The organism is Cryobacterium sp. M15, from assembly GCF_002929675.1.
Classification (GTDB): Bacteria; Actinomycetota; Actinomycetes; order Actinomycetales; family Microbacteriaceae; genus Cryobacterium; species Cryobacterium lyxosi.
The window spans coordinates 1-25,420 of the sequence record NZ_PJJW01000041.1 but is presented as its reverse complement, the minus strand read 5'-3'; the positions used below and the strand labels follow the sequence as shown (position 1 = coordinate 25,420).

Annotated in this window: 22 protein-coding genes and 1 pseudogene; 13 read left to right on the top strand and 10 right to left on the bottom strand. The window is 60.7% G+C overall.

Annotated features, from left to right (window positions below; genetic code table 11):
• The first annotated feature begins 8 nt into the window (after positions 1–8).
• Both CXY83_RS15120 and CXY83_RS15115 read left to right on the top strand, forming a co-directional pair.
• The gene (locus CXY83_RS15120) at positions 9–1,163 is read left to right on the top strand and encodes a threonine synthase (RefSeq protein ID WP_104198144.1); all 1,155 of its coding nucleotides are present in this window, start codon (positions 9–11) and stop codon (positions 1,161–1,163) included.
• A 305-nt stretch (positions 1,164–1,468) separates the two neighbouring features.
• Entirely contained in the window at positions 1,469–3,085 is a 1,617-nt protein-coding gene (locus CXY83_RS15115; RefSeq protein ID WP_104198143.1) for an isocitrate lyase, read from the top strand.
• 132 nt (positions 3,086–3,217) lie between these two features.
• On the opposite strand, the gene CXY83_RS15110 is transcribed toward CXY83_RS15115, so the two are convergent.
• Positions 3,218–4,120, bottom strand: a complete 903-nt coding sequence (locus CXY83_RS15110) for a DUF808 domain-containing protein (protein ID WP_104198142.1) — start codon at positions 4,118–4,120, stop codon at positions 3,218–3,220.
• A gap of 279 nt (positions 4,121–4,399) precedes the next feature.
• Between CXY83_RS15110 and CXY83_RS15105 the strand changes: the two genes are divergently transcribed.
• From CXY83_RS15105 to CXY83_RS15095, 3 genes are read left to right on the top strand one after another with little or no spacing between them, the layout of a single operon-like run.
• Positions 4,400–5,452 (top strand): permease, encoded by a 1,053-nt coding sequence (locus CXY83_RS15105; RefSeq protein ID WP_369831179.1) that lies wholly within the window; start codon positions 4,400–4,402, stop codon positions 5,450–5,452.
• 37 nt (positions 5,453–5,489) lie between these two features.
• Positions 5,490–6,197, top strand: a complete 708-nt coding sequence (locus tag CXY83_RS15100) for a TIGR03943 family protein (RefSeq protein ID WP_233200994.1) — start codon at positions 5,490–5,492, stop codon at positions 6,195–6,197.
• Positions 6,187–7,599, top strand: a complete 1,413-nt coding sequence (locus tag CXY83_RS15095) for an Ig-like domain-containing protein (RefSeq protein ID WP_104198139.1) — start codon at positions 6,187–6,189, stop codon at positions 7,597–7,599. Before CXY83_RS15100 ends, CXY83_RS15095 begins: the two co-directional genes overlap by 11 nt.
• A gap of 333 nt (positions 7,600–7,932) precedes the next feature.
• Here the strand turns inward: CXY83_RS15095 and CXY83_RS15090 are convergent, their stop codons facing one another.
• The 4 genes from CXY83_RS15090 to CXY83_RS15075 all read right to left on the bottom strand — a co-directional run bounded on the left by CXY83_RS15090 (position 7,933) and on the right by CXY83_RS15075 (position 12,187).
• Positions 7,933–8,424 carry a hypothetical protein gene (locus tag CXY83_RS15090; RefSeq protein WP_146069949.1) on the bottom strand — a complete coding sequence of 164 codons (492 nt, stop codon included), beginning with the start codon at positions 8,422–8,424 and terminating at the stop codon, positions 7,933–7,935.
• Positions 8,425–8,476: 52 nt separating this feature from the next.
• Positions 8,477–9,811 (bottom strand): acetyltransferase, encoded by a 1,335-nt coding sequence (locus CXY83_RS15085; RefSeq protein ID WP_146069948.1) that lies wholly within the window; start codon positions 9,809–9,811, stop codon positions 8,477–8,479.
• Positions 9,812–10,346: 535 nt separating this feature from the next.
• Positions 10,347–10,970 carry a response regulator transcription factor gene (locus tag CXY83_RS15080; RefSeq protein WP_104198136.1) on the bottom strand — a complete coding sequence of 208 codons (624 nt, stop codon included), beginning with the start codon at positions 10,968–10,970 and terminating at the stop codon, positions 10,347–10,349.
• On the bottom strand, positions 10,967–12,187 hold the full coding sequence (locus CXY83_RS15075) for a sensor histidine kinase (protein WP_104198490.1): 1,221 nt from the start codon (positions 12,185–12,187) through the stop codon (positions 10,967–10,969). The genes CXY83_RS15080 and CXY83_RS15075 overlap by 4 nt, the downstream gene beginning before the upstream one ends.
• A 187-nt stretch (positions 12,188–12,374) precedes the next feature.
• Between CXY83_RS15075 and CXY83_RS15070 the strand changes: the two genes are divergently transcribed.
• Both CXY83_RS15070 and CXY83_RS15065 read left to right on the top strand, forming a co-directional pair.
• Positions 12,375–12,950 (top strand): heme-binding protein, encoded by a 576-nt coding sequence (locus CXY83_RS15070; protein ID WP_104198489.1) that lies wholly within the window; start codon positions 12,375–12,377, stop codon positions 12,948–12,950.
• Between the two features lie 1,006 nt (positions 12,951–13,956).
• The gene (locus CXY83_RS15065; protein WP_233200993.1) at positions 13,957–14,397 is read left to right on the top strand and encodes a GNAT family N-acetyltransferase; all 441 of its coding nucleotides are present in this window, start codon (positions 13,957–13,959) and stop codon (positions 14,395–14,397) included.
• A gap of 225 nt (positions 14,398–14,622) precedes the next feature.
• Here the strand turns inward: CXY83_RS15065 and CXY83_RS15060 are convergent, their stop codons facing one another.
• On the bottom strand, positions 14,623–15,069 hold the full coding sequence (locus tag CXY83_RS15060; RefSeq protein ID WP_104198134.1) for a hypothetical protein: 447 nt from the start codon (positions 15,067–15,069) through the stop codon (positions 14,623–14,625).
• A gap of 355 nt (positions 15,070–15,424) precedes the next feature.
• On the opposite strand from CXY83_RS15060, the gene CXY83_RS15055 reads away from it, so the two are divergent.
• Positions 15,425–15,943, top strand: coding sequence for an adenylyl-sulfate kinase (locus tag CXY83_RS15055; protein WP_198416519.1), 519 nt, complete (start codon positions 15,425–15,427; stop codon positions 15,941–15,943).
• Positions 15,944–16,267: 324 nt separating this feature from the next.
• Here CXY83_RS15055 and CXY83_RS18380 read toward each other — a convergent pair whose 3' ends face one another.
• Positions 16,268–16,396: a hypothetical protein gene (locus tag CXY83_RS18380; RefSeq protein WP_255408790.1), complete on the bottom strand. Its 129-nt coding sequence runs from the start codon at positions 16,394–16,396 to the stop codon at positions 16,268–16,270.
• 309 nt (positions 16,397–16,705) lie between these two features.
• Positions 16,706–16,894 (bottom strand): annotated as a pseudogene (locus CXY83_RS15050) (ISL3 family transposase); the annotation flags it as partial.
• A gap of 1,211 nt (positions 16,895–18,105) precedes the next feature.
• On the opposite strand from CXY83_RS15050, the gene CXY83_RS15045 reads away from it, so the two are divergent.
• Positions 18,106–18,675 carry a hypothetical protein gene (locus tag CXY83_RS15045; protein WP_104198133.1) on the top strand — a complete coding sequence of 190 codons (570 nt, stop codon included), beginning with the start codon at positions 18,106–18,108 and terminating at the stop codon, positions 18,673–18,675.
• A gap of 32 nt (positions 18,676–18,707) precedes the next feature.
• Here CXY83_RS15045 and CXY83_RS18650 read toward each other — a convergent pair whose 3' ends face one another.
• Complete coding sequence (locus tag CXY83_RS18650) at positions 18,708–19,181, bottom strand: DNA-processing protein DprA (protein WP_104198132.1); 474 nt, start codon at positions 19,179–19,181, stop codon at positions 18,708–18,710.
• A 1,091-nt stretch (positions 19,182–20,272) separates the two neighbouring features.
• On the opposite strand from CXY83_RS18650, the gene CXY83_RS15030 reads away from it, so the two are divergent.
• The gene (locus CXY83_RS15030) at positions 20,273–20,857 is read left to right on the top strand and encodes a recombinase family protein (RefSeq protein WP_104198487.1); all 585 of its coding nucleotides are present in this window, start codon (positions 20,273–20,275) and stop codon (positions 20,855–20,857) included.
• 116 nt (positions 20,858–20,973) lie between these two features.
• On the opposite strand, the gene CXY83_RS15025 is transcribed toward CXY83_RS15030, so the two are convergent.
• The gene (locus tag CXY83_RS15025; protein WP_104198130.1) at positions 20,974–21,306 is read right to left on the bottom strand and encodes an SdpI family protein; all 333 of its coding nucleotides are present in this window, start codon (positions 21,304–21,306) and stop codon (positions 20,974–20,976) included.
• Positions 21,307–21,530: 224 nt separating this feature from the next.
• Here CXY83_RS15025 and CXY83_RS15020 point away from each other — a divergent pair, with 224 nt between their 5' ends.
• From CXY83_RS15020 to CXY83_RS15010, 3 genes are all read left to right on the top strand, one after another.
• Positions 21,531–21,878: a hypothetical protein gene (locus CXY83_RS15020; protein ID WP_104198129.1), complete on the top strand. Its 348-nt coding sequence runs from the start codon at positions 21,531–21,533 to the stop codon at positions 21,876–21,878.
• Between the two features lie 820 nt (positions 21,879–22,698).
• Complete coding sequence (locus tag CXY83_RS15015; RefSeq protein ID WP_158251893.1) at positions 22,699–23,436, top strand: ATP-binding cassette domain-containing protein; 738 nt, start codon at positions 22,699–22,701, stop codon at positions 23,434–23,436.
• A 218-nt stretch (positions 23,437–23,654) separates the two neighbouring features.
• A complete protein-coding gene (locus CXY83_RS15010; RefSeq protein ID WP_146069947.1) occupies positions 23,655–24,731 on the top strand; it encodes a hypothetical protein in 1,077 nt (358 codons plus the stop codon).
• The last annotated feature ends 689 nt before the right edge of the window (positions 24,732–25,420 follow it).

Genomic DNA, 25,420 nt, shown 5'->3' with positions numbered 1-25,420 from the left:
CTGAAGCGATGCCCGCTTTACCTGACCTTGTCTGCTCCGAGTGCGCCGCAAACTGTCCGGTGGCGAGCCTGGCCTGGAGGTGCAGCTGCGGCGGTCTCCTCGACGTGGTCGATTTCGTGCTGACGATGGATGCCACGGCTCTGCCCGGCCGCAGCCCCTCACTCTGGCGCTACACCGAAGTCCTACCCATCGCGGTGGACCCCACGGTTTCCCTGGGGGAGGGGTTCTCGCCCCTCGTGCCCTCCCGCGCGTTCCCTCACGTGCAGCTCAAACTCGACTTTCTGTTGCCGACGCTGTCGTTCAAAGACCGCGGCGCAGTCGTGCTCGCCACCCTCGCCAAACGGTTGGGAGTCACACGGGCCATGGTCGACAGCAGCGGAAACGCCGGCACGGCGATGGCCGCCTATTTCAGCCGGGCCGGGATCGGCTGCACGGTGTACGTTCCCGAATCCACCTCCCCTGGCAAACTCGCGCAAATGCGCGCGCACGGCGCGACGGTTGAGCTGGTGCCCGGTTCGCGAGCGGACACCTCCGCGGCGGCACTGCTCGCGGCGGGGCAAGACGGCGTGCTGTACGCGAGCCACGTCTACCACCCGTACTTTCTGCACGGCGTGAAAACCTACGGCTACGAGATCTGGGAGCAGCGCGCACGCTCGCTGCCCGAGACGGTGGTGGTTCCGGTGGGCAACGGAACGATGGTTCTCGGCTGTTACCTCGCCTTCAGCGAGCTGGTTGCCGCTGGACTTGCCGAGCGGATGCCGCGCATCGTCGCGGTGCAGGCATCCGCGTGTTCACCGCTGGAACAGGCCATGGCGCAGGGACTCGACGCACCCGTGGCCGTTCAGAACGGCGCCACGATCGCGGAGGGCATCGCCATCACGGCGCCGCCTCGGGGAAAACAGCTTCTCCGGGCCGTGCGCGCCACCGGCGGCACCATAATCTCCGTCACCGACGAGCAGATCGCGGCCGCACGCCGGGAGCTGGCTGACGAGGGGCTCTTCGTCGAGCCGACCTCAGCGGTCTCGTTCGCCGCCGTGCGCGCCGCCGTCGACCGAACTTATGTCTCCGACAGTCCCACCTGGGCGGTGGCCGCGAGCCTGCTCACCGCCCAATCCGTGGTCGTGCCGTTGTGCGGTGCCGGCCTGAAATCACTGACACGGTGAACGAGTACCCCCTGTGTCCCGCCTGCGGCACCGAGATGATGGCGGACGGCGTAGACACCGCTGAAGGTCTCGAATCCTGCCATCGGTGTCCACGATGCCGGTTGGTCATCCTCGTACCCGGCTTGTGGCCGGAATAAGTGCATTCCTGACGCATAACTTTTTATTTGCAGAAGAACTTCATTTCTTCTGCGCACTTTTCCTGAGAAGACCGGTTGTTCTTGCGCCAATCTGGAGTTAGCAGCCGATACCGGCCAGTTGAGTCAGTTGTCCCGGCTCAGCCCAACTCAGACGTCGAAGGAAAAAACATGACTGTGTACCAGAAAGACATCGAGGACGTTGAAGCCCTCAAGCAGCAGGTCGGAAGCAGCTGGGACGCTATCAACCCCGAATCCGTCGCCCGTATGCGTGCCCAGAATCGGTTCAAAACCGGCCTGGAGATCGCTCAGTACACCGCAGACATCATGCGCAAGGACATGGGGGAGTACGACGCTGACTCCTCGATCTACACCCAGTCGCTCGGCGTCTGGCACGGGTTCATCGGCCAGCAGAAGATGATCTCGATCAAGAAGCACCTCAAGACCACCAACAAGCGCTACCTGTACCTGTCCGGCTGGATGGTTGCCGCGCTGCGCAGCGAATTCGGTCCTCTCCCCGACCAGTCCATGCACGAGAAGACGGCCGTTCCGGCCCTCGTTGAAGAGCTCTACACGTTCCTCCGCCAGGCCGACGCCCGCGAGCTCGACCTGCTCTTCACGGCCCTGGACAATGCTCGCATCGTGGGCGACGACGCCAAGATCGCCACGCTCACCGGTCAGATCGACGCCTTCGAGACCCACGTCGTGCCGATCATCGCCGACATCGACGCCGGTTTCGGAAACCCCGAAGCTACCTACCTCCTGGCCAAGAAAATGATCGAGGCCGGCGCCTGCGCCATCCAGATCGAAAACCAGGTCTCGGACGAGAAACAGTGCGGTCACCAGGACGGCAAAGTCACCGTTCCCCACGAAGACTTCATCGCCAAGATCAACGCCGTTCGATATGCGTTCCTCGAGCTCGGCATTGAAAACGGCATCATCGTGTCCCGCACTGACTCGCTCGGTGCCGGCCTCACGCAGAAGCTCGCTGTGACCAACCAGCCCGGTGACCTCGGCGACCAGTACAACTCGTTCCTCGATGTCGACGAGATCACCGAGGCCGACCTGGGCAACGGCGACGTCGTCATCAAGCGGGGCGGCAAGCTCTTGCGCCCGAAGCGCCTGGCCAGCAACCTCTTCCAGTTCCGTTCCGGAACCGGCGAGGCGCGCTGCGTGCTGGACAGCATCACGTCATTGCAGAACGGCGCCGACCTGCTCTGGATCGAGACCGAGAAGCCGCACATCGGCCAGATCGCGGCCATGATGAACGAGGTTCGCAAGGCCATCCCGAATGCCAAGCTGGTCTACAACAACAGCCCGTCGTTCAACTGGACCTTGAACTTTCGCCAACAGGCATACGATGCACTCCTCGCCGAGGGCAAGGATGTCTCCGCTTACGACCGCGCCAAGCTCATGAGCGTCGACTATGACGAGACCGAACTAGCCCTCAACGCCGACGAGAAGATTCGTACCTTCCAGCGCGACAGCTCGAAGGAGGCTGGTATCTTCCACCACCTCATCACCCTGCCGACCTATCACACGGCCGCGCTCTCGACGGATGATCTGGCCAAGGGCTACTTCGCCGACCAGGGCATGCTCGCCTACGTCAAGGGTGTGCAGCGTCGCGAAATTCGCGAGGGAATCGCCACGGTCAAGCACCAGAACATGTCCGGTTCCGACCTGGGTGACAACCACAAGGAGTACTTCGCCGGCGACGCAGCACTGAAGGCTGGTGGCGTGAACAACACGAGCAACCAGTTCGACGAACCGGCTCTGAGCAGCCACTGACTCCCACGGAGCGTGTAACGAAGAAGCCCCAGTCAATCGACTGGGGCTTCTTCGTTACACAGACCGAGGGAGATGTGGGACCAGCCGTGGAGCTGTCAGATCGCGATTGACCGCCGCCGCAATCGGCGCGTATCAGACCCGTCCGGGCACATTGCCGTCTGGTTGGTTCTGCTTGAGAAGGCGCGATATTCCGAGAACGATCACGACAATGATCAGACCAAGAATGAGGCCGAATGCGGCCGACATAGCGGTGTCGATAACCCAGACGACGACGGGTCCGGCCGTTTCGACGGTTTGGGTTGCTGCGTGCAGCACGTCGTAGGGTGCTTGCCAGAACGTATCGGCCAGGTTTGAGATAACCAGGTGGCCGCCAACCCACAACATAGCGACCGTCCCGATGATGCCGATCACCCGAAACACAGCGGGCATCGACCGCACGATGCGCGCACCGGTGCGTCGCAGCCATCGTGCTGAGTTCTCCATCAACGTCAGTCCGACGTCGTCGATCTTCACCAGCAAAGCGACCGCGCCGTAGACGAGCACCGTCATGCCGAGGCCGATCACCACCAAAGCACCGAGCGTCATCCAGATCTCGAAATCAGGATCCAGGCCTGCCAGCGAGATGAGCATGATCTCTGTGCTGAGGATTAGATCGGTGCGAATGGCGCCGAAGATGAGCTTGCGCTCATCCCGCGCTTCCGTCTCGCCAGCGTCATGATGAACGCCGAACCATTCGGTAACTTTCTCGGCACCCTCGAAGCAGAGATAGGTGCCGCCAAGGATCAGCAACCACGGCAACACCCATGGTGCGAACGCAGACAGGAGTAGTGCCAGGGGAATAATGATGATGAACTTATTGAACAGGCTGCCCAGTGCGATCCGCCAGACCACGTGAAGCTCGCGCGCCGGCGACAGCCCCTGAACGTACTGCGGGGTGACGGCAGCATCGTCGATGACGACTCCTGCCGTCTTCACACTCGCCTTGAGGGCGGCGGTGAGTATGTCATCCACTACGGCAAGCAGGCCGACCGACATCTGGTTCTCCTCGGATCGGGCATCGCCTGGTGCAGGGCGATGGCATTGGTGTCCACAATACTGCGTGGCGGAGGCGGGTGATTCCTGGCTTAGGGACGATCAAGTAACCAACGCCGCCGGGTGTCTCAAGCTCGGGTGGTGAGACTGTGTGTGAGATGCTCTTTCTGTACCCGGATGAATTGTTGGGTCTGAAACTGTCTGGCCGCGCGTGGGTCGAAACAGCGCTTCGCAAACGAAATGAGCAGAACTATCGGCACTCAGCGAGAAGATTCCGTGCTGTTGACCGATTCGGCTGCGGCGAAGCCACGTAAAGCTGCGCAGCGGGGTGGTGAAAGATTCAGGGGCCAACGCCGCGGGCTGATGGGCTTGCTCTTGGGGCTGGCCGTGTTAGCTCTCCTTGCTGTATTGCGCATGTCGGCACCTCGGTCAGTGGCTGCAGGGATGTCGGACTCTGCCAAGGACTTCGTCACACTTGCCGTGAGCGTACTTATCGAGTCACTGCCGTTTGTTTTCTTGGGTATTTTTTTGTCTGTCGTCGTACAGGTTTGGCTTCCGGATGGCTTTTTGCTTCGTCACTTGCCGCGACGGGGAGTATTGCGGCGGTTTGCGGTTTCGCTGATCGGCGTTCTGGTACCTGTTTGCGAATGTGGAAACGTACCGCTCACCCGCGGCCTCATCATGAAGGGGCTCACGGTAGCCGAGGCGATGACGTTCCTTCTTGCCGCGCCAATTCTCAACCCGATCACAATCATCACGACATATCAAGCGTTCGGCTGGGAGAACGGAATCCTGGTCAGTCGTATCGCTGGCGGGTTTTTGATCGCAAACCTCATCGGCTGGATATACAGCCGTCACCCCCGTCAGGAGACCCTCCTCACGTCGCAGTTCCAGGCGGCCTGCGCCAGCGAAGGGGAGCATCACGCTGCTGCTGGCAAACTCCAGCGCAGTGTTCGTCTCTTCACCAAAGAGACCAGCGCGATGATGCCGGCGTTGTTCATTGGTTGCGGCATTGCCGGGGCGATCCAAGTGGGGATACCCCGTGACGTGTTAGTTACCCTGGGCACCAATCCGGTGTGGTCCGTCCTGGCTCTTATGGTGCTGGCCTTCGTCGTATCGATTTGTTCGAACGTGGACGCGTTCTTCGTGTTGTCGTTTGGAGCGACATTCCTTCCTGGTGCGATCGTCGCTTTCCTGGTCTTCGGCCCGATGATCGACATCAAAATGCTCGTTCTGATGCGAACCACGTTCACGGCGCGAACGTTGGTCCAAATTACGAGCGTTGTGGCTCTCTGTTCGGCCGCGCTGGGGCTGGCGGTGAACTATGTCGCTTAGTCATCTGATCACTCGATGGCGGGGAGCCCTGTTGAGCTTGATCGGAATTGTCGCGACGGTGTGGCTGGGCATCACCGGTCAATTGGGCCTCTACATTCATCCCCGGTATTTTGCTTTTTCGATCATCATGGCGGTCCTGGCCGCCGCTGTCGTTATCGTGTCATTCGCGCTGTCCCCAGGTGACGAATACGCAGGGCACGATCACGATCACGAAACCGGGCACAAGCGTTTCTGGGCAGGCGCGAGCAGCGTGGTGATCGCCGCCTCCGCGGTAGCTCTGTTGGTTTTGCCGCCCACGACCCTAACGACAACCACCCTGGAGCAACGCGATTTGAACGGTTCCGCCGCAGCGCTGACCGAGGAAGCTTCGGCAAAGTTGACAGGAGGGGACGCCTCAAAATTCTCTGTGAAAGACTGGGCTTCACTGCTGCGACAAGGCGCCGGGGTCGAATTTTACGCCGGAAAAAAAGCCCAGCTCACCGGATTCGTGACGCCAGACCAGGATGATCCAGAGAACGTGTTCTACGTGGCACGATTCGTTGTGAGCCACTGCGTGGTCGATGCCCAACCGGTGGGAGTACCGGTGTACCGGCCGGGATGGCAGGACGAATTTCCACTCGACAGTTGGGTGGGCGTTTCTGGCGGCCTGACCGCGAATCCCAGCGTCGCCAGCAGTGAGGGAATAGTCATCATTCCTGAAGTGGTAGCCGCCGTCGACCAACCACAACAGCCGTATGTCTACTGATTTCACCCGATCCGGCCGAGACTTCACCCGGATGTTGCTCACGACCGTTATCGTCCTCGCCGTGCTGGCGGGCGCACTGGCACTGCTCAACACCACACGAGGACCCAGATTGGAATCGGCGGCCATCAACCTCGGAAGTGTCATCGATCACCCGGGGCAACGATTGTTGCTCAACACCGACCAGCCGATATCCAGCATCGACCCAGATCAGATCACGGTGACCCCGGAGGTCCCGGTATCCGTCGCCGTTGACGGCACAGTCGTAACCATCACCTTCGAAGAGGTCCTCAACTACAACACCGATTACCGGGTCAACATCGACCCGGTAATCGGATTGTTCCAAGGCGCCCAGTCGTCGATTGAGTATGACTTCACCACCGATGATGTGGACCTGTACACCCTGCATCGCGACTCAAGAACCACCGATGATGGCACGAAGCGACCGGACGAAATACGGCGCGACACGCTTCTTGGTACCGAGGTGGGGCAGGCACTATTCACAGCGGAGCGGATACAGGAATTCGCGGTGCTTCCGGGGTATCTCGCCGTGGTCACGCTAGATCAGGAAAATAGAAATCACCTCACAATGTTTTCTCTCACGGAGGAGACCGAGCTTGAAATTGTGCTGCCCTCCGATACGGTCCTGAAAGACCTTCAAACATCACGCACGACAAATCTGATCGGCTTCACGCTAACGAGCGGGCTAGTTGGTGGGGATCACGATCCGGTTGACACTCTCTACACATACGACGTCAACGAGCAGACAGCAGTGCCACAACCAGTTTTCGGGGTCGACCAGCGGCCCCTACCGGTAACGGACTACGTTTTCGTTCCCAACACCACATCCCTGGTGGCGCACGGTCCGGACGAGGTCATGTATCTGATCGACGTGACTGTGGAGGGTGACATAGTTCCCCTCGGCCAGCACGTCGAGATGCGGGGCCTCATCCCAGGAACAAACTCCCTGGTGGTTGCTGACCCGACCCAAGGCGCATCAATAGATCTGCGCGACAGTACCGTGACCCCTTTGGACTTACCTGCCGATGATGAGCTTGGTGATGCCATCCCCGCAAAACTTGAAGTCCTCAACCGGGAGGGCAAATACGTTCGCCTGTATTACGCGTGGGGTACCGATGGAACGTCCCGCCCGCTCCTGGCTCTCACCGACCGCGAAGGCAGCTCGTTCGTCTACGTGCCAGCCTCACCGGACACCGACATTCGGGATTTTTGCGTCTCCCCGAACGGTCAATATGTGGCTGTGGAAACCTTCCCTCGCGGGGGAGATAGTGATCAATACCCGACTCTGCCTGGCTCTTCCGCAATGATGACTACGTTCGTAGACCTGAGCACCGGTGTCAGCAACCGCAGCATCAACGGATTTCAACCGCACTGGTGTAAATAATTCGATTCGCTGGCAAATAAAATTCACATCATCCCCCAACCGCCAGGGCCCTGACAAGATGCCCCTGGGCGGCTACGAAAGCGCTCTCCGACACGCACGATTATTCACATTCAACTCGGGCTAAGGCTGATCTCAGGTGGCCCGTTGCTAACCGGCTCCCTGCTACTCGTGCACCGGCCCGTGCAGACCAAAGTCCTACGGGCCGGCCGCGATTTTCGGGCCTTCCCACTGGGCGGCCCACGACGCAGCGGACGGTATCGTCCCGTGCACGGTGTCGCGCGGGTGCACGGTGTGGTGGGTGCACGGTGGGGTGGGAGCACGGTGGGGTGGGAGCTATCCGGATGGCTTGGTGGCCCCGACGCGTACCGGCTCGGTCCAGGGAGTCACCGTGCCGTCGTCAAGCACGGCACGGACGCGGTAGGCCAGTGTGGAGGCCTCGGCCAGCTGGATGTCGCGTCCGAGCATCCCGGCAGCCGCGTCGTTGACGCCGCTGGCGATGTCGAGCTCCAGACACTGCCCGTCCAGCTCCCGGAGGCTGGTTCCGGACCCTTCTGTCGTCACCGCCTGCGCCTCAAACCGTGTCGTGTTGCCCCCGTACTGCTCGAAGCAGGCGCGCCAGGTGGTGGTCCAGGACACCCGGCCGTTTTGCTCGGTGGTCATCTCGTCGTTGAGGAGGGCCTCGACCACCTCAACCGGTTCGCCAGCCTCCACGGGTTCGGCCGGTGATGTCTCCGGCTGCGCGGTGCCCACCGGGGCTGCGCACCCGACCAGGAGCAAGGCGGACAGACCCAGACCGGTCAGCAGTGCGATCGAGCGCGGGTGCACGTGATGAGGCGGCAGGCGCTGCCCCATCACGTGGCGTTTCCTCAAAGAGTCGTCACCATTCGACGTCGCCGAACTTGACGCCGTTGATGATGACCGTTCGCGGCGGGACCTCGGTGCCGGGCGCCAGGTCGCTGCCGACGACCACGCTGCGCTGACCGATCACGCTGCCGTTCCCGATGGTGCTGCGGAACACGATGGACTCGTCCTCCAGCACTACGTCGTCGCCCACCACGGTGGGCTCCTCGGGCTCACCGGCAACGACCACCCTGCCGCCACCGTGCACGACGACCTTGTCGCCGTACTGCACCCGATCACCGGCGACCAGGTCAGCTTCTTCCAGCGCATGGAAGATCACGTCATCGCCCATCCGGTCCACCGATCCGACTCCGAAGGGCTCACCTTCGTCCGCCCGTAGCGAGATCCGTGCGCCACTGACGCTGGAGAAACGACTGAAGGTGTCGATCAGGTTCAAATCGCCGATCAGCCGATTTCGGAACCCGGGCACCCGCTTTTCCTGCCCGGCGAAGCTCGGCAGGTCGCGATCGTGGTTGAACTCGGTGTGCCCCGGGTCGAAGTTCACGCCGCGCACGTTGCTCGGGTTGTCCCGGTACAACCGGGTGTACTCTCGCGCGAAAGCGGTATTCACCTCGATGACGGCTTCGTTGAAGGCCACATCGGCCTCGTTGATGAGGCGCACCTTGCCCAGCGCAGGGTCGTCAGCTTCCGTCTGGGTGGTGACGTTCTTGCCGGGCAGCACGATGAAGCCGCTGCGCAGCCGAACGCCGGGGCCGACCCGGCCGAGCGCACCAACACCGGTGTTGCGTTCCAGGACAGCACCGTCCACCTGGCTCGAGAACGACAGGAAGACCTCCTGGTCGCCGGCGGGGTCCGCCGGGATGTCATTGCCCTCGACACCGATCTGGGCCGGTCCGATCACCGAGACGCCGTGCGCCAGGATGACGCGATCGCCGATCTCGACGCCGGGCTCCGCATGTCCTTCGCCGCGGACGGTCTCGCGCCCACCGTCATCGTCATCGTCGGAGTCGGAGTCGGAGTCGGAGTCACCGTCTCGTGCACCGAGGATCAGGACGTTGTCCTGGACGTTGCTCTCGTCACCGATGCTGATGGGGGCATCGTCATCGGCAACCAGCTCGGCGAACGGGCCGACGTACACGTGCTCGGCCAGGCTGATGTGCTCCGGCTCCTTGACCTTTGCTGTGGCGTCCAGGAAGGTCGCGGTCTCGGCCGGAGATCCAGCCTGGCAGACCGGACGGTTCTCCTTGGTCGGGTGGCAGCCCTCGGGCTCGGCGGCCGTGGCGCTCAAAGACACCAGCCCCGTCAGCAGCAGTGCCGACGCTGCGCCGCTCGCCACGAGTGTACGTCTCATGGTTCTTCCTCTCATGGGTCTTCCTCTCATGGGTCTTCCTCTCACGGTTTTTCCTCTCACATCCCTGGCGCTCACCCCTGTGTTACCGGATGCGGCGCGACGTCAATTCGTCAGTGAGCTTGGTGTGCGACAGTGTGACACAAGGGCTTTCCCGTTAGCTACCCCGATTTACGGGCTTGTTTTTTGGGAAATGGGGATTTCCTGGGCTGCTTGGCCGTGTCGGCGAGAGCCGACGTGAAAGCGCTTCAACGAATGCTTGGGCACGCCTCAGCGAAAGAGACGTTCGACACCGACAGCGACCTTTTTGCTGCTGACGTAGACAGCGTTGCAGCGGCACTGAATCAGGTCACGACAAAAATGAATCTGGCCAAGATGTAGGCAAATGAAACCGGACACGACGAACGGGCTGGCTGTAACGCCCAATACCCATGCGGTCCCCGTTGCGACCCCGTGACGGTCACCGTGAGAACGGGACGGTGGCTGCTCAGTGACACGCCGTTCACTCTAGGTTCGTCTTTCGCGTAGGAGAGGTGCCCTAGCGCATGCCTTCCCGGCGGAGGGCGGTGGTGATGGCGGCACCGCGGGTGTCGACACCGAGTTTCGCGTAGATGTGGGCCAGGTGGGTCTTGACTGTGGCCTCGGAGATGAAGAGGCGTTTGCCCAGTTCACGGTTGCTGAGTCCCTCGATGAGAAGGCTCAGCAGTTCGGCTTCCCGCGGGGTGAGGACCTCATCGGGGTTCCTGAGCTGCTGGAACAGTCGCGACGCGACAGGCGCGCTCATGAAACTCCTGCCTTGGATGGCGCCGCGGATGGCGCCGAAAATCTCCTCCGGGTCAGCGTCCTTGAGAAGATAGCCCATGGCTCCGGCATCGACGGCGCGAACAATGTCGGCATCGGAATCGTAGGTGGTGAAGACGAGGATCGCTGGCTGCGGGCTACGCCGACGGAGTTGCCGGATCGCCTCGATGCCGTCCATGCCTGCGCCGAGGGCTAGGTCCATCATCACAACGTCCGGAGAGCAGCGCTCAGCGGCGGCGAGTGCTTCTTCTCCGGAGGCGGCTTCGGCGATGACGTCGAGGTCGAGTTGGGTCCCCAGGAGCGCCCGCAGCCCGGTGCGGACCACCAGGTGGTCATCCACCAGGAGAACGGAGATTGTCATGGTGCTTCCACCCGCACTTCCCCCGGCACTTCCGCCGGCTGCGCCTGCCCGGTGGCGGGAACCGGGAGCTGTGCTGCCACGATGGTCCCTTCGCCCGGAACGCTTTCCACCGCAAAGACGCCGCCCAGCTGTTCCACGCGTTGGCGCATGGCCCGCAGGCCGTATCCTCCGCTTTCCGAGGGCTCGGCAAGGGCCCCGGGGTCGAAGCCGCGGCCGTCGTCGTAGACGTCGAGCGTCACCGTGCACGGAAGGTACCCGAGGGTCAGGCTGGTATTGCCGGCATCGGCGTGAAGTCTGATGTTCGCTGCGGCACTCTGTGTCACACGAAGCAGGGCATGCCGGACGTCGGCCGGGACCGGACGTGCCTCACCGGTGACCTTTACCTGGACGGTCTCCAGATAAAGCGACGCTGCTTCAAGGAGTGCCTCCGCCAGCGGCGCGTCGATTCTCGGTACGGAGAGTTCGTGCACCAGACTGCGCGTGTCGGCGAGGTTCTGGCGGAGCAGGGACCCAGCCCTGCTGATATCCGTGCGTGCCGCAGGATCCGGCCAGGTACGCAGTGCGGCTTCGAGCAGGAGCACGCCGGAGGCCAGGCCCTGGGTCACCGTGTCATGAATTTCGCGAGATACCCGCTCACGCTCGGCAGCGATTCCGGCATCGCGTGCGCTGGCCGCCAACTGGTGCTGTGCGTCGGAGACCTCCGCCGCAAGCTGTCGCTGGAGGGCTGTATCGTGCTCCATCCGGTCGTAGACCAGGGTCAGCAACCCTCCGGCGGCCAGCGGACCCAGCAACATGGCGACATCAGTGGACCCGCTCAGACGGAATAGCCCGATGGCGGTGGAGACCGCCGTCGCACCCCCGGCCAGATAGGCGGCCCAGCCGCTGAAGGCCGCGCGGCAGAGGAAGAACACGGCAAGCGAACACCAGGCGAAGCTGGGCGCGAGGATCACCAGCGCTGCCCAGCCCACCACGAGGGTGAACACCCAGGGCGTCCAGGGCCGCCGGCGTTGCGCGAGCACGGCGATTCCGGCGTATAGCGTGCAGACCGCTGCCACGAGTATCAGCACCGGAACATTGTCGGCGGGGCTGTGCCGAAGCACGTACCGGACCCCGGACGTGACCATGAGTAGGGCGAAACTCAAATGGACGACGGCGTCGATTCGGCCGAGCTCCGGGCGATCAACCGATACGGGTGGCGGGGTGGCTGCGGCAGGCATGAAGATCCAGTCGATGTGGGGCGCTGCGATCATCCTAAAGGCCCCGCGGCTACTGACCCTCAACCATTCGGCTGATATTGCCATCACAATGGTTGAGCCCGAGACCGACCGATGCCCGATGCAGGAGGACCTGCAGTTCGCCAGCATAGGAAAACAGCCGATTGCAGGACCATCCAAGGAGAATGTCATGAAGAAGTCGCACAAGGTTTTTGCCACCGTCGCCACCGCAGCATTGTTGCTGACCGCGGGTGTCGGCGCCGCTGCTATGGCAACGCCGGCTCCCGCCCCCGCGGCTGGGTCTGCTCCCGCTTCCGCATCTGACATCCAACCGGGTGCTGGAATCGTGGTGGCCCAGAACCGGATCACAGTCGGCGCGTCGGCCGATGCAGTGAGGGCGGCCCTGGCGAAGTGCCAGGCGGATAACCTACCGTTCGTCACCGTCGCACTGGTAGACCGCTTCGGCACTGTCCAGGCGCTGCTGCGTGGTGACAATGCCGCCGAACACACCATCGAAGCCGCCAAGCAGAAGGCCTACACCGCCGCGGCCTTCGGGGCGCCCACGAGCGAACTCGCCAAGCGCATCACCGGGAACGGCCCCGGCATCGACGACCTCCCCGGTACCCTCTTCCTGCCCGGCGGCGTGCCCCTGAAGGTTGACGGCGTCTCAGTAGCCGGCATCGGAGTGGGCGGTGCCCCGGACGGTAAGCTCGACGAAGCCTGCGCAGCAGCCGGAGCCGCTGCAGTCACCGGCGCTAAAGGGTAATTTTCCTCCATGGCACCCTCCCGGAGTCATGGCTGGTCCGGCGCCTTGACCGCGTATGCCGGCGGCTCGTGGATACAGCGAAAAGCAAGCTGACGATAAAAATCTAAGTTCATGTATTTTCGTCCTCGTTGGCGTAAATCTGACGCTCGCCTGATAACCCTCGTCGGAGGCATCCATGGGCGCCGGGTCAGCGTACGACACCGCAAATGGCCGTTGCTGTCGCGTGCGTTACCGCAAGCCAGACAAATCACACACGAACAAGCGAGGTTTTCGAACCCGACGCGACGCCGACTTGTTTTTCGCATCTGTTGAGATCGCCAAACATACTGGCCGATACATCGATCCCGGCCGCGCCCGAGTCAGGGTCGCCGACTGGACAGACACGTGGCTGGCCAGCTCAGACCTGCGCCCATCGACTTTAAAAGCTGGCGGATCACATGTTTGTGGGGGTCCGCGGTGACGGTGTGCTCCGCAAAAGGGTATTTCGACGCGGGCGGTTCGATTCAGCCGCTGCTGACTTAGACAGCGTTGGAGCGGCGCTAAACCAGCTCGTTACAAAAATGAATGTGGGCAAACGATGAATTGCCGACAGCTGCACGGATGGCTAAAGGGGCTTGATTCCGTGTAATCACGCGGATCTTGCGAGTGTGTGTCGCGTGACAGACCATTTTGGATATTTTGCCAGCTCTGGACTCCCGGAATTTTGCGGAAGTCGCTATTGGTTAATCCGAAAGTCTTGCCACCGTACTTCGGACACGTGACAGCGTTGAGCAAGAATGGCGCGCCCTACTGCATCATTTCTATTAACCGTTCGACCATTGGTCGAGCACTTCCAAACCGTCCCGCAAATGGAACGCTCTGCGGGAATCTTCTGAAGACCGCGAACGTGCTCCGTAATATTGGCCGTATGAATACAAGACTGTCGATTCGGCTGGCTACACCAGCGGACGCCGCGGCCATGGCACGTATTCACGTGGCGACGTGGCAAGAGACCTATCGGGGCCTCATGACTGACGAGGTGTTGGACGACTCAGAGTTCGTATCTGCGAGACAGCGTTTCTGGACGATCGGGCTGACGGATGAGCGATTCGCTCACCATCGAGTTGCCGTCGCGGAGTTCGACGGCGAACTGATCGGGATTGCCCAGAGCGCGGAGCCCACGGATGCCGATGCTACATGGAGTCAGCAACTCAACATCCTGTACGTGCTTGCCTCCGCGCACGGCACGGGGGCGGGAAAAAGCCTCCTGGAGGCTGTCCTTTTTAACGACGCAGCGGCCGCACTGTGGGTAGCCGACTCAAATCCCCGAGCCCAGGCGTTCTACCGCAAGCACGATTTCATTCCAGACGGAACTGCCAAGGAAGAATATGGAATCAAGGAGATTCGAATGGTTCGACGGGGACAGAGCAAGCTACAACCATCCGAAAGCGCACCCGATCGCGCCTGAACGCGCGCGCGCGCTGGCACCTGCCTCTCGCAATGACCGCTGAAGGAGCATGACATGCAGCGATTTCCACCGATTGAGCCGTATGCCACGGGGCGAATGGACGTTTCCAGGAGTTACGGCGCTGTCATTGAGGTTTTGAAGTCGTTCATTTCGTCGATTGCGTCGGTGAGTCAAAGACCGGACATTTACGTGCCCCTCTGACTTGGGAGGCGAAGGCTCCGTTTCCTAGCCTTCTGTGGCATACCCGAAGCCTCCGAGGGTGAAAATCTGCCCGTCTGCGTCGATACGGACATCTCCTTCAGGGCGCGGTGTGGTTGTGTAGTGGAAGCCGTAGACGAGGACAGCCTCGATGGCAAGTTTCATGAACTCGTGTTTCTCAATGTCGTCAGAAAACGCGAAGGGTTCGATACCCGCGTATCTCTTCGCGATCCCGCTGATGCCGAAGGTCTCGAAACGCCTGAGGACGTACCTTTGCCCTGAATTTGGGTCCGTTTCTTCCTCTTCACTCATATTGAAGGGAATGACGCTTTCTTCCCGGACGAGCTGGAAGGCATCTCCGGGCCGGCGTCCGACGCCCGAAACTCTTTGGAGCCAGACGCCGCGCTCATGGTCGACGACATACAGCCGGTCGCCAAGTGCGCCCCTGACCGGAGCATCCTCAATCGTGAACAAGCTCGTCCCCTCGTCGTCGCTTCCGCCAAACTCGGCCCCATCGGCAGAGTGAAGTCAACAATGACACCGAGTCACTCATAGGCCCAGCCTCCTATCCAGGGTGGCGCAGTGGTCGAGGAGTTACGGGGCTCCGCTTATGACGGCACCCTTCTTTCAAGTGGCGACGTCCACCTGCACAGTGCCTCGAAACCGAGAGACTGCCCATGGGTTTCGAGGCAGTTAGGTTACGAGACACTGCTGAAGCATCGTGCGGTGTGAGTCGCAGCGGGAACCTTGAACGAGACGATTGAGCGGTGAGTTGATCCACGCCTGCTGAGGCCCACCGGAGAGCACGTTATGTGACAGTCATCGATAGATGATCGACACCGTATTCCTCAACGGAACGGTCGGCGCCGGCAAGTCGACTATCGCGGCCGCTCTCAGCGTCCTGATGACTGAGAGTGGGCGACACCATGCCGTAATTGACCTGGACCACATCAGACGCGCCTGGCCAGCGCCCGAGGGCGACAGATTCAATCACGAACTCGAACTGCTGAATCTGCGCGATTTGGTCGTCAACTATCGGAATGCTGGTATCGAGCACTTCATCCTCGCCGGCGTTGTCGAGCAAGCCACCGAAGTGCCCCGGTTCGAAGCCGCGTTGAAGAGTCGCGGCCTTCTCCTCTGCCGGTTGGATGCCGATGGTGCCACTCTGATCAGAAGACTCAGTTTGCGCCATGCCGACAACCCGACCGAGCTGGATTGGCACCTGCGGCGCGCGGGCGAACTCGCAGCGTTCCTCCAGAGGGCGGCAATTGATCACGTCGTCGTGGACGCTTCAGGAGACGCACCAATGGTGACGGCAAGAGAAGTGATGCAGAAGGCGGGTTGGTGAGGGCGCGTTCGGTCTGTTCCGAGTGGAACCTCGAGCGACACGGATTTGGGAGGCTATGCCTACCCGGGTTCAGCCGACGTGTCACAGGGGAACCCTCTGCGGGTCTGCGTGCTCAAGCGTTTGGTCGACCGTTTCAAGGCTTTGCGGAAGGAAGGGCCAAGGTGACCTTTGCCCTGCAGAAGCCAGCTTCCGGCGTGCAAATTTCACGCATACTTCAGATTTGCTTCTGATTCGACTGCGGCCGGAGATTACCGACCCCCGGGCTCTTCGGGCTCATCGAGATTGCCCGGTGCGTTTGCCTGACCGCTTTTCCGGGGCTGTAGGTCACGCGTTCTTCGACTCTGCTTGCCGGGCCCAGTCAACGATCAGGCGCACGCCCTCGGTGAAGCTCTGGTCGTGCGGGCGATTGAGGAAGGCGGGGAACGTTCCGGGCAGCACGTGGTAATCGACCACGTCGCCGGCGGCCGAAAGTTCTTGGGGAACTGGCCACCCGATGAACGCATCGAGTCCCGATCCGCGTCGATCATGAGTGTCGACGGAAACTCGTGCCGGGCGTGGCCGCCAGCAAATGCGTAACGTTCCGTTAGCGCGGTTCGCGTGCCCGAGTAGTGGAGATACGTCAGATTGAGGAGCATTGGAGGACACCGCCGAGACGGGCCAATTGCTTCGTGAGTCACACCCAAGACGCCAGGACCACTGCCATCCTGACCAGCCAGCACCACACTCAAAGATCGCCTCGGTGGGCCCGTTCGATGTTCCGGGTCGGTCGAAGACGGTGTCCCGTGCGGCGCCCTGGCAGCCGCATCGTCGACACCACTCATCGGAATCGACCACCCGGCACTCGATCACCGCCCTACCCGGTTTCACTCGTTGTCCCACGGCTTCCAAACCGAGGGCGTCGAGGCGGCAGAACAGAGTCAGATCAGGGGCGTCGAAGGTAACGTGAGACACCTCGAGGTCTTCCGGTTGGGGAGCGTAAGAATTCCCATCATGGAAGGCCTCGACACCTACCGGCGACCAGCCCCACCGGCTCCGTTACACCCTCATCTGCGAAGAGCCTTGTCAACCGACGACGCCGAGCACGTCGCGCGGCTCGAACCTCAGGTCCGCGAGTTGTGGCGGGCGAACGCGATCGTGCGCAACGCATCGGTGGCGGGCAGCCTGTCTGCGGCGCTGCCGTCTCAGTATCGACGCGGTGGGAAGGCTTGCAGGTAGTTGCTGACTCCTTGGAGCGTGAGACATATGCTGCCTATCTGCGGTCCTTTCATCGTCACCGCGTGCAGCGCCCAGCCCGACGGCAGCGAACGCCGCCGTCGTCAATGCGCCGAGGGTGGTCGCCGCTGAGCTGGCCGGATCGTTACAGATATGCCCCGGCCGAAATCGTTGGGATAGTGCACGTTCCGCCCCGCCACAGGGTAACGCCCCCAGACATACTTGCGGACTGGTACCCGCCCACGTTGTAGCGACCAACGAACCTGTTGCCGCTGTCGTAATAAGCGCTGTTCATCCAAGCAGAGTCGTTCCAGCCAACCCCGCCCGAGGTGCCAACTGCCAAGTTTCTGTAGATGACGTTTCCGTTCGTTGAGTTGAATCCGTACGAGACGTTCATGTTTCCGCGGATCCCCAGGTTATACACGTAAATCCAACTGGAACCACAGTTGTAAGTCTGAACGGTCTGCGTAGTCACGTCACCGGGCTTGGGGCAGTAGCCGCGCGCCTGCGCGTATCTGGCAACCGCACCCTGAACTTGTCACAGTCGAGGGTGGCGCCCGCAACGACAGCACCATCCGGAATGGAACCGGCTTCTGCTGGGGGTGTGGGCGCAGCGTCTGACATCGGCGAGGCGCTCTGGGGAGCTAGGTCTGCGGCGACGGCAGCGTGGCCAGTTCCCAGCAAACCCATCGTCGCTAGTAAGCCAACGGATACTGCTGCGATCCATCGATGGCGAAGAAACGGCCTATTCTGAGTTACATCAACCTCCTCGAGCCGGATCTCGACGACCGGATTTCGACCGCTCGTCGGCTCCTTCGAGCATGATGTCCTGCCGGTCGACCTCGCGCAATACCCGAGTTCGGCTCGACCCGTCGAGTTTTAGAGCCTGGTGCGTCACCACGCGTACGTCCCGCCGGCACAACCGACGGCTTCGGGCGTAACATCGCACCATGGTCATAAGGCAGGTTGCGTTCGTCAACGGTCGAGCTCTGGCTTCCGCCCTCTGGGTTATGTCCGCATTGGGTCACAAGACGAGTTCTCTTGGAACGCTGCAACTGGCTCCGCACCAGCCGATCAGAAGCGCGTCCGACAGGGCTTTGTTGGAGGCGTGTTCCTGGGCTGCCGAGTACGGCATGGCGTTTCCAGGAGATGTTGAACGCATTCGTGCAACCGCTCCCGGTGTCGCAGAGCGACACTTCTTGGCTGAGGTGCTTGCACAGCTCGAGCCACGTCTCGACGGTTGGTTGAAGGAAGTTTGGCCGGAAAATGTAGCGGTCGAACCTGCCGCGAACGAGCATCTGCATTGGATGCTTCGACACGGAGTTCGCGGCCGCGCCTCCTCCGAAACATATCTCATCCTGCCGACAGTTGAACCCATCGGCCGCAGAGTCGAGGACTCCGCCTGGGTGGTCTCGCGGTCACTACTGAATGATCGAGACGCGTTCCGCCGCTGGTTGAGAGGTCGCGCGAAGTTGCCGATTGCGTCCTTGGACACTTTATTCGTCGACGCCGGTGCGTAAGTAAACAGCTGACTGGCGAACGGAAGACAGCATTACGGGCTCATCGCATTCGAGAGTCGTCGCCGAAGGGGCCCTGCGGTCGCGGTGTTCTCATGAATGCTGCCTTCGTTCGGCGGTGATCGGTTAGAACCGGAGGTCCGGGCCGGTCCGGCTGAACCGTCTCGTGGGCAGTACGCGAACGTGCGGTCGCCGGAGAAGCCAACCGTGGAGTCCAACAGGTCCGTCACATCTTGCGCGTCGATGACCAGGCTCGAGATGCCCTCTTGGATCAGAAGATGGCATCCGGCGCTTGCAGCGCTCGTTACCGGGCCGGGAACGGCGCCGACGGGCCGGCCCAGGGAGTGGGCTTGCGCGGCGACGTTGAGCGAGCCGGAGCGATGCCCGGCTTCGACGACGATGGTTGCGCCGAACCGGGCGACCAGTGTTCCGGTGACGATGTCGCCGGGCTCGGAGAGTGCCGCGAGCGTCATCCTCGCGTCGCGCTCGTCGTGCGTGGTCTCGGTCATGGCATTGCCTCCTCGATCTGAATACGAGGTACACCCAGGGGCCCGAGCCTCGGCGCATTCGTCTTCCTCATGGTGGTTCCCGCTACGGACAAACCTCGCACCAGTTCCGTGGGAACAGCGTTGCGTTCCGCTGCGTCCGGCGTATTTTCGAACGCGTTACCGAGGAGGACGACCTGGCCGAGATCTTTAACCTCGCCCAGTGGGCCCCGAAAAAAAGTTAGGTCATACAAAACCCAGCCGCCAAAACCAGAGTTGACCAGCACTTCTGGAACTCTGACTGAGGCTAGCTAGGAAACTCCCGCTAGATCTGCGAGAGAGCCAGGCATGATCCATCAAGGCAGTATGTGCCACGCCCGTCGAGTGTCGAGCCGGGCGGTCAGGAAGAGGGTGACACCTATTATTCCGAGGATCGCGTCGAACGTGATTCCCCAGTCCCATACGCTCGCCCGGGTGTGCACCAGAAGGAGTTCGTGCTCGCTCGGGACCCGGCGAGGGGTGGGGCTGACATGGACGCCGGACGAGGTGAAACGTGCTGCCTTGGACCAATGGCTCAGCCCACGGCGGTGTGGCGTCGGAATCTGACGGCGGCGAACATTTGGCTCAGCCGGAGATAGAGGTCGTTGTCGATGCTGTCGATCGACTTGTGAGTAGCGAATGAAGTATGAAAAGAGAGCGGTGAAAACGAACCCGACGCCAAGTAGGACGAGTGCGCCCCCGACCGCAAAGACCCGCCCTGCCGAAGAGTTCTTCATTCCCTGACCGTCCCGGTGAGCGCGGCCGCAATGACATGAGCGAGGGTCGGGGTGCTTGTCTGCTCCATGGCGCCGAGGTTAGCAAGAGGTTGTCGATTCGGCCGGGGCGTCGTCCCTGGCACAAGAACGTGTCGCGGGAGACATGACCGCGCCCGAAAGCGCCGGCATGACTCTCAGAATGCCCGCCTGGATACCTGACGCTGCGCGGTGGGTACGCATAATCGAGAACCATGCGCTCGGGGTACCACAGAATCACTCACGATGGCAGCCGTGCCCGTAAGCCGGACCCCCACTGCGACGATTATTGACCCGTTCGCAGCAGAGCGGGATGGTTTCGCCATGGATGGATTACTAATTGGATACGCACGCGTTTCCACAGAGGAACAAGACCTCACCGCCCAACAGAATGCCCTCGAACGACTGGGCGTTAGATCGTCATTGATCTACACCGATCATGGTCTGACCGGAACGAACCGGGCCAGGCCCGGACTCATGGAAGCGCTGGCCGCCTGCCGTGCTGGAGACGCCCTTGTCGTTGCCAAACTCGACAGACTCGCACGGTCACTCAGGGATGCGAAAGACATCATTGACGCGCTGACGGCTAAAGACGTCAAGCTCAGTATCGGCGGAGCCGTGCATGATCCGAACGACCCGGTCGGGCGTCTGCTCTTCAACGTCCTGGCGATGGTCGCCGAATTCGAGTTGGATCTGATTCGAGCCAGAACGCGGGAAGCAATGCAGGTGGCCAAGTCGAAAGGACGTCTTCGCGGTAAGCAGCCCAAACTGTCGGTGGCGCAACAGAAACACTTGATCGAAGTACACAACGCCGGCCTACATTCCAGCGCGGAATTGGCGGAGCTTTTCAACGTCGCGCGGTCGACCGTCTATCGAACTATTCAACGTCAGTTCAAATCGGGCCATTGAACGGGGTCTTCAACCGAAGTCTCGTTGCCGGATTGGCTGGTCCGGCAACGGGAACCCCTTGCGCACGAGTGAACCTCGCCCGGTAGCTAGATCTGGTGCTCTGCTCAGATCTGTTTTCAGCTCGTTGCTGCCCTCGCTCCTCGCCATGCGGCCACGATGGACCACCCCAGGAACAGAAACAAGAGCACGATGCCAGCGGTCGTGGCCCCCGGCGTGAACTGGGCTGCCCCTGCAGCGATCGCGACGACAACGAAGCCAATCCATGACGGCGCCCGAGCGGCTCTATGGCCTGCTACCCATGCAGCATCAGTGGCCATCGTGGGCGGAATCCTGAGCCCAACGAAACCATTGCGGCGGATCTTTCCCGACGCGCCAAGCTGCGTCACGACGACGACGAGGAGCATTGCGGCAGCGATGATGTAGGCGGTGAAATTTGCTTCGTAAGTCATTCCTCAGGGTATCGGCACCGCACAACTATGGGATGGAGACAGCTGGGTGAACCATTCCCGCATTCTTTGTTGGGACGCGCGACTCAGGCGTATGTCCTCGATTTGAATGAATGGAGCGCCCGTTAGCCGAACCCTCTGCAGGACGGCTTCGTCATTGTGTGTGCCGAGTACCTCGTCTGTGAAATGGCGTTGTTCTGACAGCGGCATATGGCGGGCGTCAGTTCGTGGACCAGCACTGGGCGCTCTTGCGCGATGTGGGCGATGCCGAATGGAATTTTCGGGCGTCTGTTTCGGGGCCTCTTGAGGGAGGCGGGCAACAGGAGGACCAGGTCTTGCGCTGGCTAGCTGATAGCGCGATTTACGGATATCGCAAAGTCAACCAATATCGACAGGGGTCTATTCATGGTGCAGCGGTGTCGTTTGACGACATGGTTGCCCTGATACTCGAAATCGTCACCGCTATATGGCGGCTGCGCGGCTGCGCTCTCTACATCCTGCAAGGGACGCGGGAAGGCCTGGCTTTGGGAGCGGTCGAAGGTGAATGGGATGGAAACGCAAGCTACGTGAGGTAGCGGGATGCAATTTGCACGGATTTCGGAGCGACAACCTAGAAGGTGAGCCCTGCCGCCTTGAGTTCCAAGCGCACAGCGTCCTTCCAATTCGTACCGGGATATTCCACGTAGCTCAGACTCGCGAGGTCAGAGGAGGCGTTCGATTTGCGTTGACGACGAAATATGTTCACTCACCCGAGTCGTAATACGCAAACAATGTTCTTTAACGCTGGAAGCCCGGGCAATGACCCTTATTTGTTTAAGACGCGAATACCCTCGCATAACTTGTTTGATTTAGGAACTTTGACGTCGCTTCAATCGCAAGTTACCCTCCAAATAGCGAATGCACATTCGAGTGAGAATTCGCCAACGGCAATTAATATGATCGGGGTAAATAAATGCGCGTAAAAACTTTAGTGACATTAGCAGTGGCAGCGACGCTGTCCATCGGTGGCAGCGTTGTAGGCGCGACCGCGGCGTTCGCTGATGCGAGTGGTACATCCAGCTATGGATGTACAGCCACCTCTTACACGCCCTACAAGGCCGGATCAGGGCAAATTTACGGACGTGGGTACGTGTCCTGTTCCGGATCTCCGAATCGGACGGTCTTTATCGAAGTCCACCGGAGCGAGGGGTGGTGGCATCCGGTAATCGCCACGAACAGCGACTCAAGCGCTAGCACTATCTATTCCATCAGTGCCCAGGGCTGCGACGACAACTCGGGGCATGTCTATTTTGACGAGGTGTCGATGTCAGGTGGCGCCGAGATAAATAGCGGCAATTCCAGAACTCTCTCCACGGACTGCCCCCTCTAGTGGTTGTCGTCCTTAGCGCTAAGGACTTGACGGTCCAATACAACGGTACCTCCTCCCCGCAAATCCAGAACTTTAACCTGGAACTGGACGGGGGCGTTGTCGCCATCGTTGGTCCCAACGGTGCAGGAAAGTCCACGCTGCTGAGGACTCTCGTGGGGATCCAGAAGGTCGGTGCCGGGACTCTGGAAGTTCTTGGCACCGACCTTCGCTCGGCTGGGCCGAAGTACGACTTGCTCAGCCGAATTGGGTTTCTGCCCCAGGACTTTGGCTATGTACCGAGCTTCACTGTCGAAGAATTCGTCATGTATGGCGCATGGCTCAAACGACTTCCGCGAAAACATATCCCCATCGCCGCGCGTGACGCCATCGAGCAAGTGAGTCTCGGCTCGGCGTGCAACACAAGAGTTGGAAAGTTATCTGGCGGAATGAGGCGGCGGGCCGGAATCGCTCAGGCAATCGTTCATTCGCCCGACCTGCTGATTCTCGACGAACCAACCTCGGGCCTCGATCCCGAGCAGCGGATCAGCTTTCGCGAACTTATTCGATCGATTCAAGCCGAACGTTGCGTTATTCTCAGCTCCCACCTTATCGAGGACGTGCGAGCACTCGCCTCTCGAGTGCTCGTCCTTGACGCAGGTAAGAACTTGTTCGACGGAACTGTTCCAGAGCTCGAGGGTCAGGAACTGCCAAATGCCCCCGGTGATTCAGCGCTTGAGCGCGGCTACACAAGCGTGATCGCTGGGAATCGGGCGGCAGACCAATGAGGCAACTAAAGCTTGAACTTCGACACTCATCGTTTCGATTCGTAGCTCCGGCCCTGGCCATCCTCGCCATAGGGGTCGGTGTCACGAGTTCATGGACTCAGGTAGCGAGCTGGCAGAACATCTCCGAAGCGCTCCTGCAGACAACACATTTCCTTGCTCCATTCCTTGCCGGATTTGGGGCGTGGGAGTCGCTCAGATCCGCACGCAGAAACCTGACGGTGTCAGAAAGTACGGCATCCCTCAGCCTCGCCTCCATACGCGCACCACAGTTCATCGCCATGGTGCTGTGGGTGATTGCCCTCACGATCGTGATCTTCCTGTCGCTCCTTATACGAGCGGGAATCATAGGTCATCTAGACGGGTCGGCTGAGATATTTAGTCTCACTCTGGCCGTTGCAGCGAACGTTTTGTTCATCACGGTCGGTTTCGTAGTCGCTGAGATCACGCGGCAGTGGTGGTCCATTCCTTTCGCTGTGCTCATTCCACTAGCCCTATATGCAATTGAGCTCTTTGGAAATGGAACGCGTTGGTTGTTGGCGCTCAACCCCCTGCATGGCTACATTGCGGCCAATGGTCAGCTCCCTGATTCATCTGCGTTTGCTGGCCAATGCCTTGTCGCACTGGCCAGCGTCCTACTGCTAATCGCGGTCGCAATGAGTCGCGACAGGACACGAAGCGCGGTGACGATCGGGTTGATTGGGATCCTCGCCATAGTTCCGCTCGTCACCGGTGGCGCTCTCGTTGCTTCGAGCAACGGCCAGGAGTGGAGGGCGCAGGCCGACGCTGAGCTGGAATGGACAACGGAAAAGAAGAACGGGGTATCGGTCACTGTTTTGAGCATGTACACGCCTGTCCTCGATCAGCTCACCAGCACCTGGGCGCGAATTTCGGACCTCACCTCGACAAGCGACCTCGCCTTCACCTCACTTCAACAGGACCTCGATCCCACCTACGACCCCGAAGCACCCAGCAAAACGTTCTTCCGTCTCGACCTGAACCCGAGAGCGGCCGACATCGTTTCAAGCTCCATCGAGGCAGGGTTTAACGATGTTTCCGCATGCACTCCTAATGATCAGTCCGGAGACTTCTGGCTGCAGGGCCATCTGATCGTCCAGTCGTGGTTCATGGATAGGCGCGCTTTTGGCTCGAATGTCTCCATTGACAGCGACCCGCGCCTAGGCGAAGGGCTGTCGGCTTTGTTCTCGCTGTCTCCCGACGAAGCACGCGCATGGGTCAAAGAGCACCCACAGAACATCCGAACCTGTTCGTGGGACTACGCAGACTTCGAGTTCTAGATGCGGCTGTTCCTCAGGAGCCGCGCTCTTCTGGCTTGCGTCCTATTCGCCACCGCCCTCGAAGCGTCATTACCGCTTTGGGGTGCGAGGGCGTTCAAGATCACTTATCCCGGCTTCTTCGAAGCCGTACCTCTTGGCGTACCAGCTCAGTTCGCGGCTGTTGCAGCGATTCTTTACAGCACCGACTCAGCGTTCCACCCCCTCGAACGGATGGCCGCACGTCCGCTATTTCCAATGCGCCTGTTGTCCCTCCTAATCGTCACAACCCCACCGCTTGGCGTGCTCGTCCTGGCCTGCGCGGTGATGGGCGATTCTGGAACTATTGGGTGGGCCGCACCCGTTCGAGCTTTCCTTGGAATGCTCGGGCTCGGATTAGTCGCCGCTCAATTTATCGATAGGCGGCTAGCGGGCCTGTCCGCTGTCCTTGCCATAGCTGCCCCCATGACCCTCAACCCGATTCAAGTTACCGGGTTCGAGGTTTGGGGATTTGCCTATTCAGGTTCCCCTGAGCCAACATCGTGGCTCGTTGCCACTGCCTTTTTCGTCTTAGGGAGCATCCTTCATGTCACATTCCTACCAAGGGGACCCCAACTCGCAAGCTGATCGTGTGTTAACGCCGACCGAAAATAGGGCCATTTCTGCCAACTGAAAACAGGACCACTTTCGTGTGGTTCTAGTGTGTCGTAGTT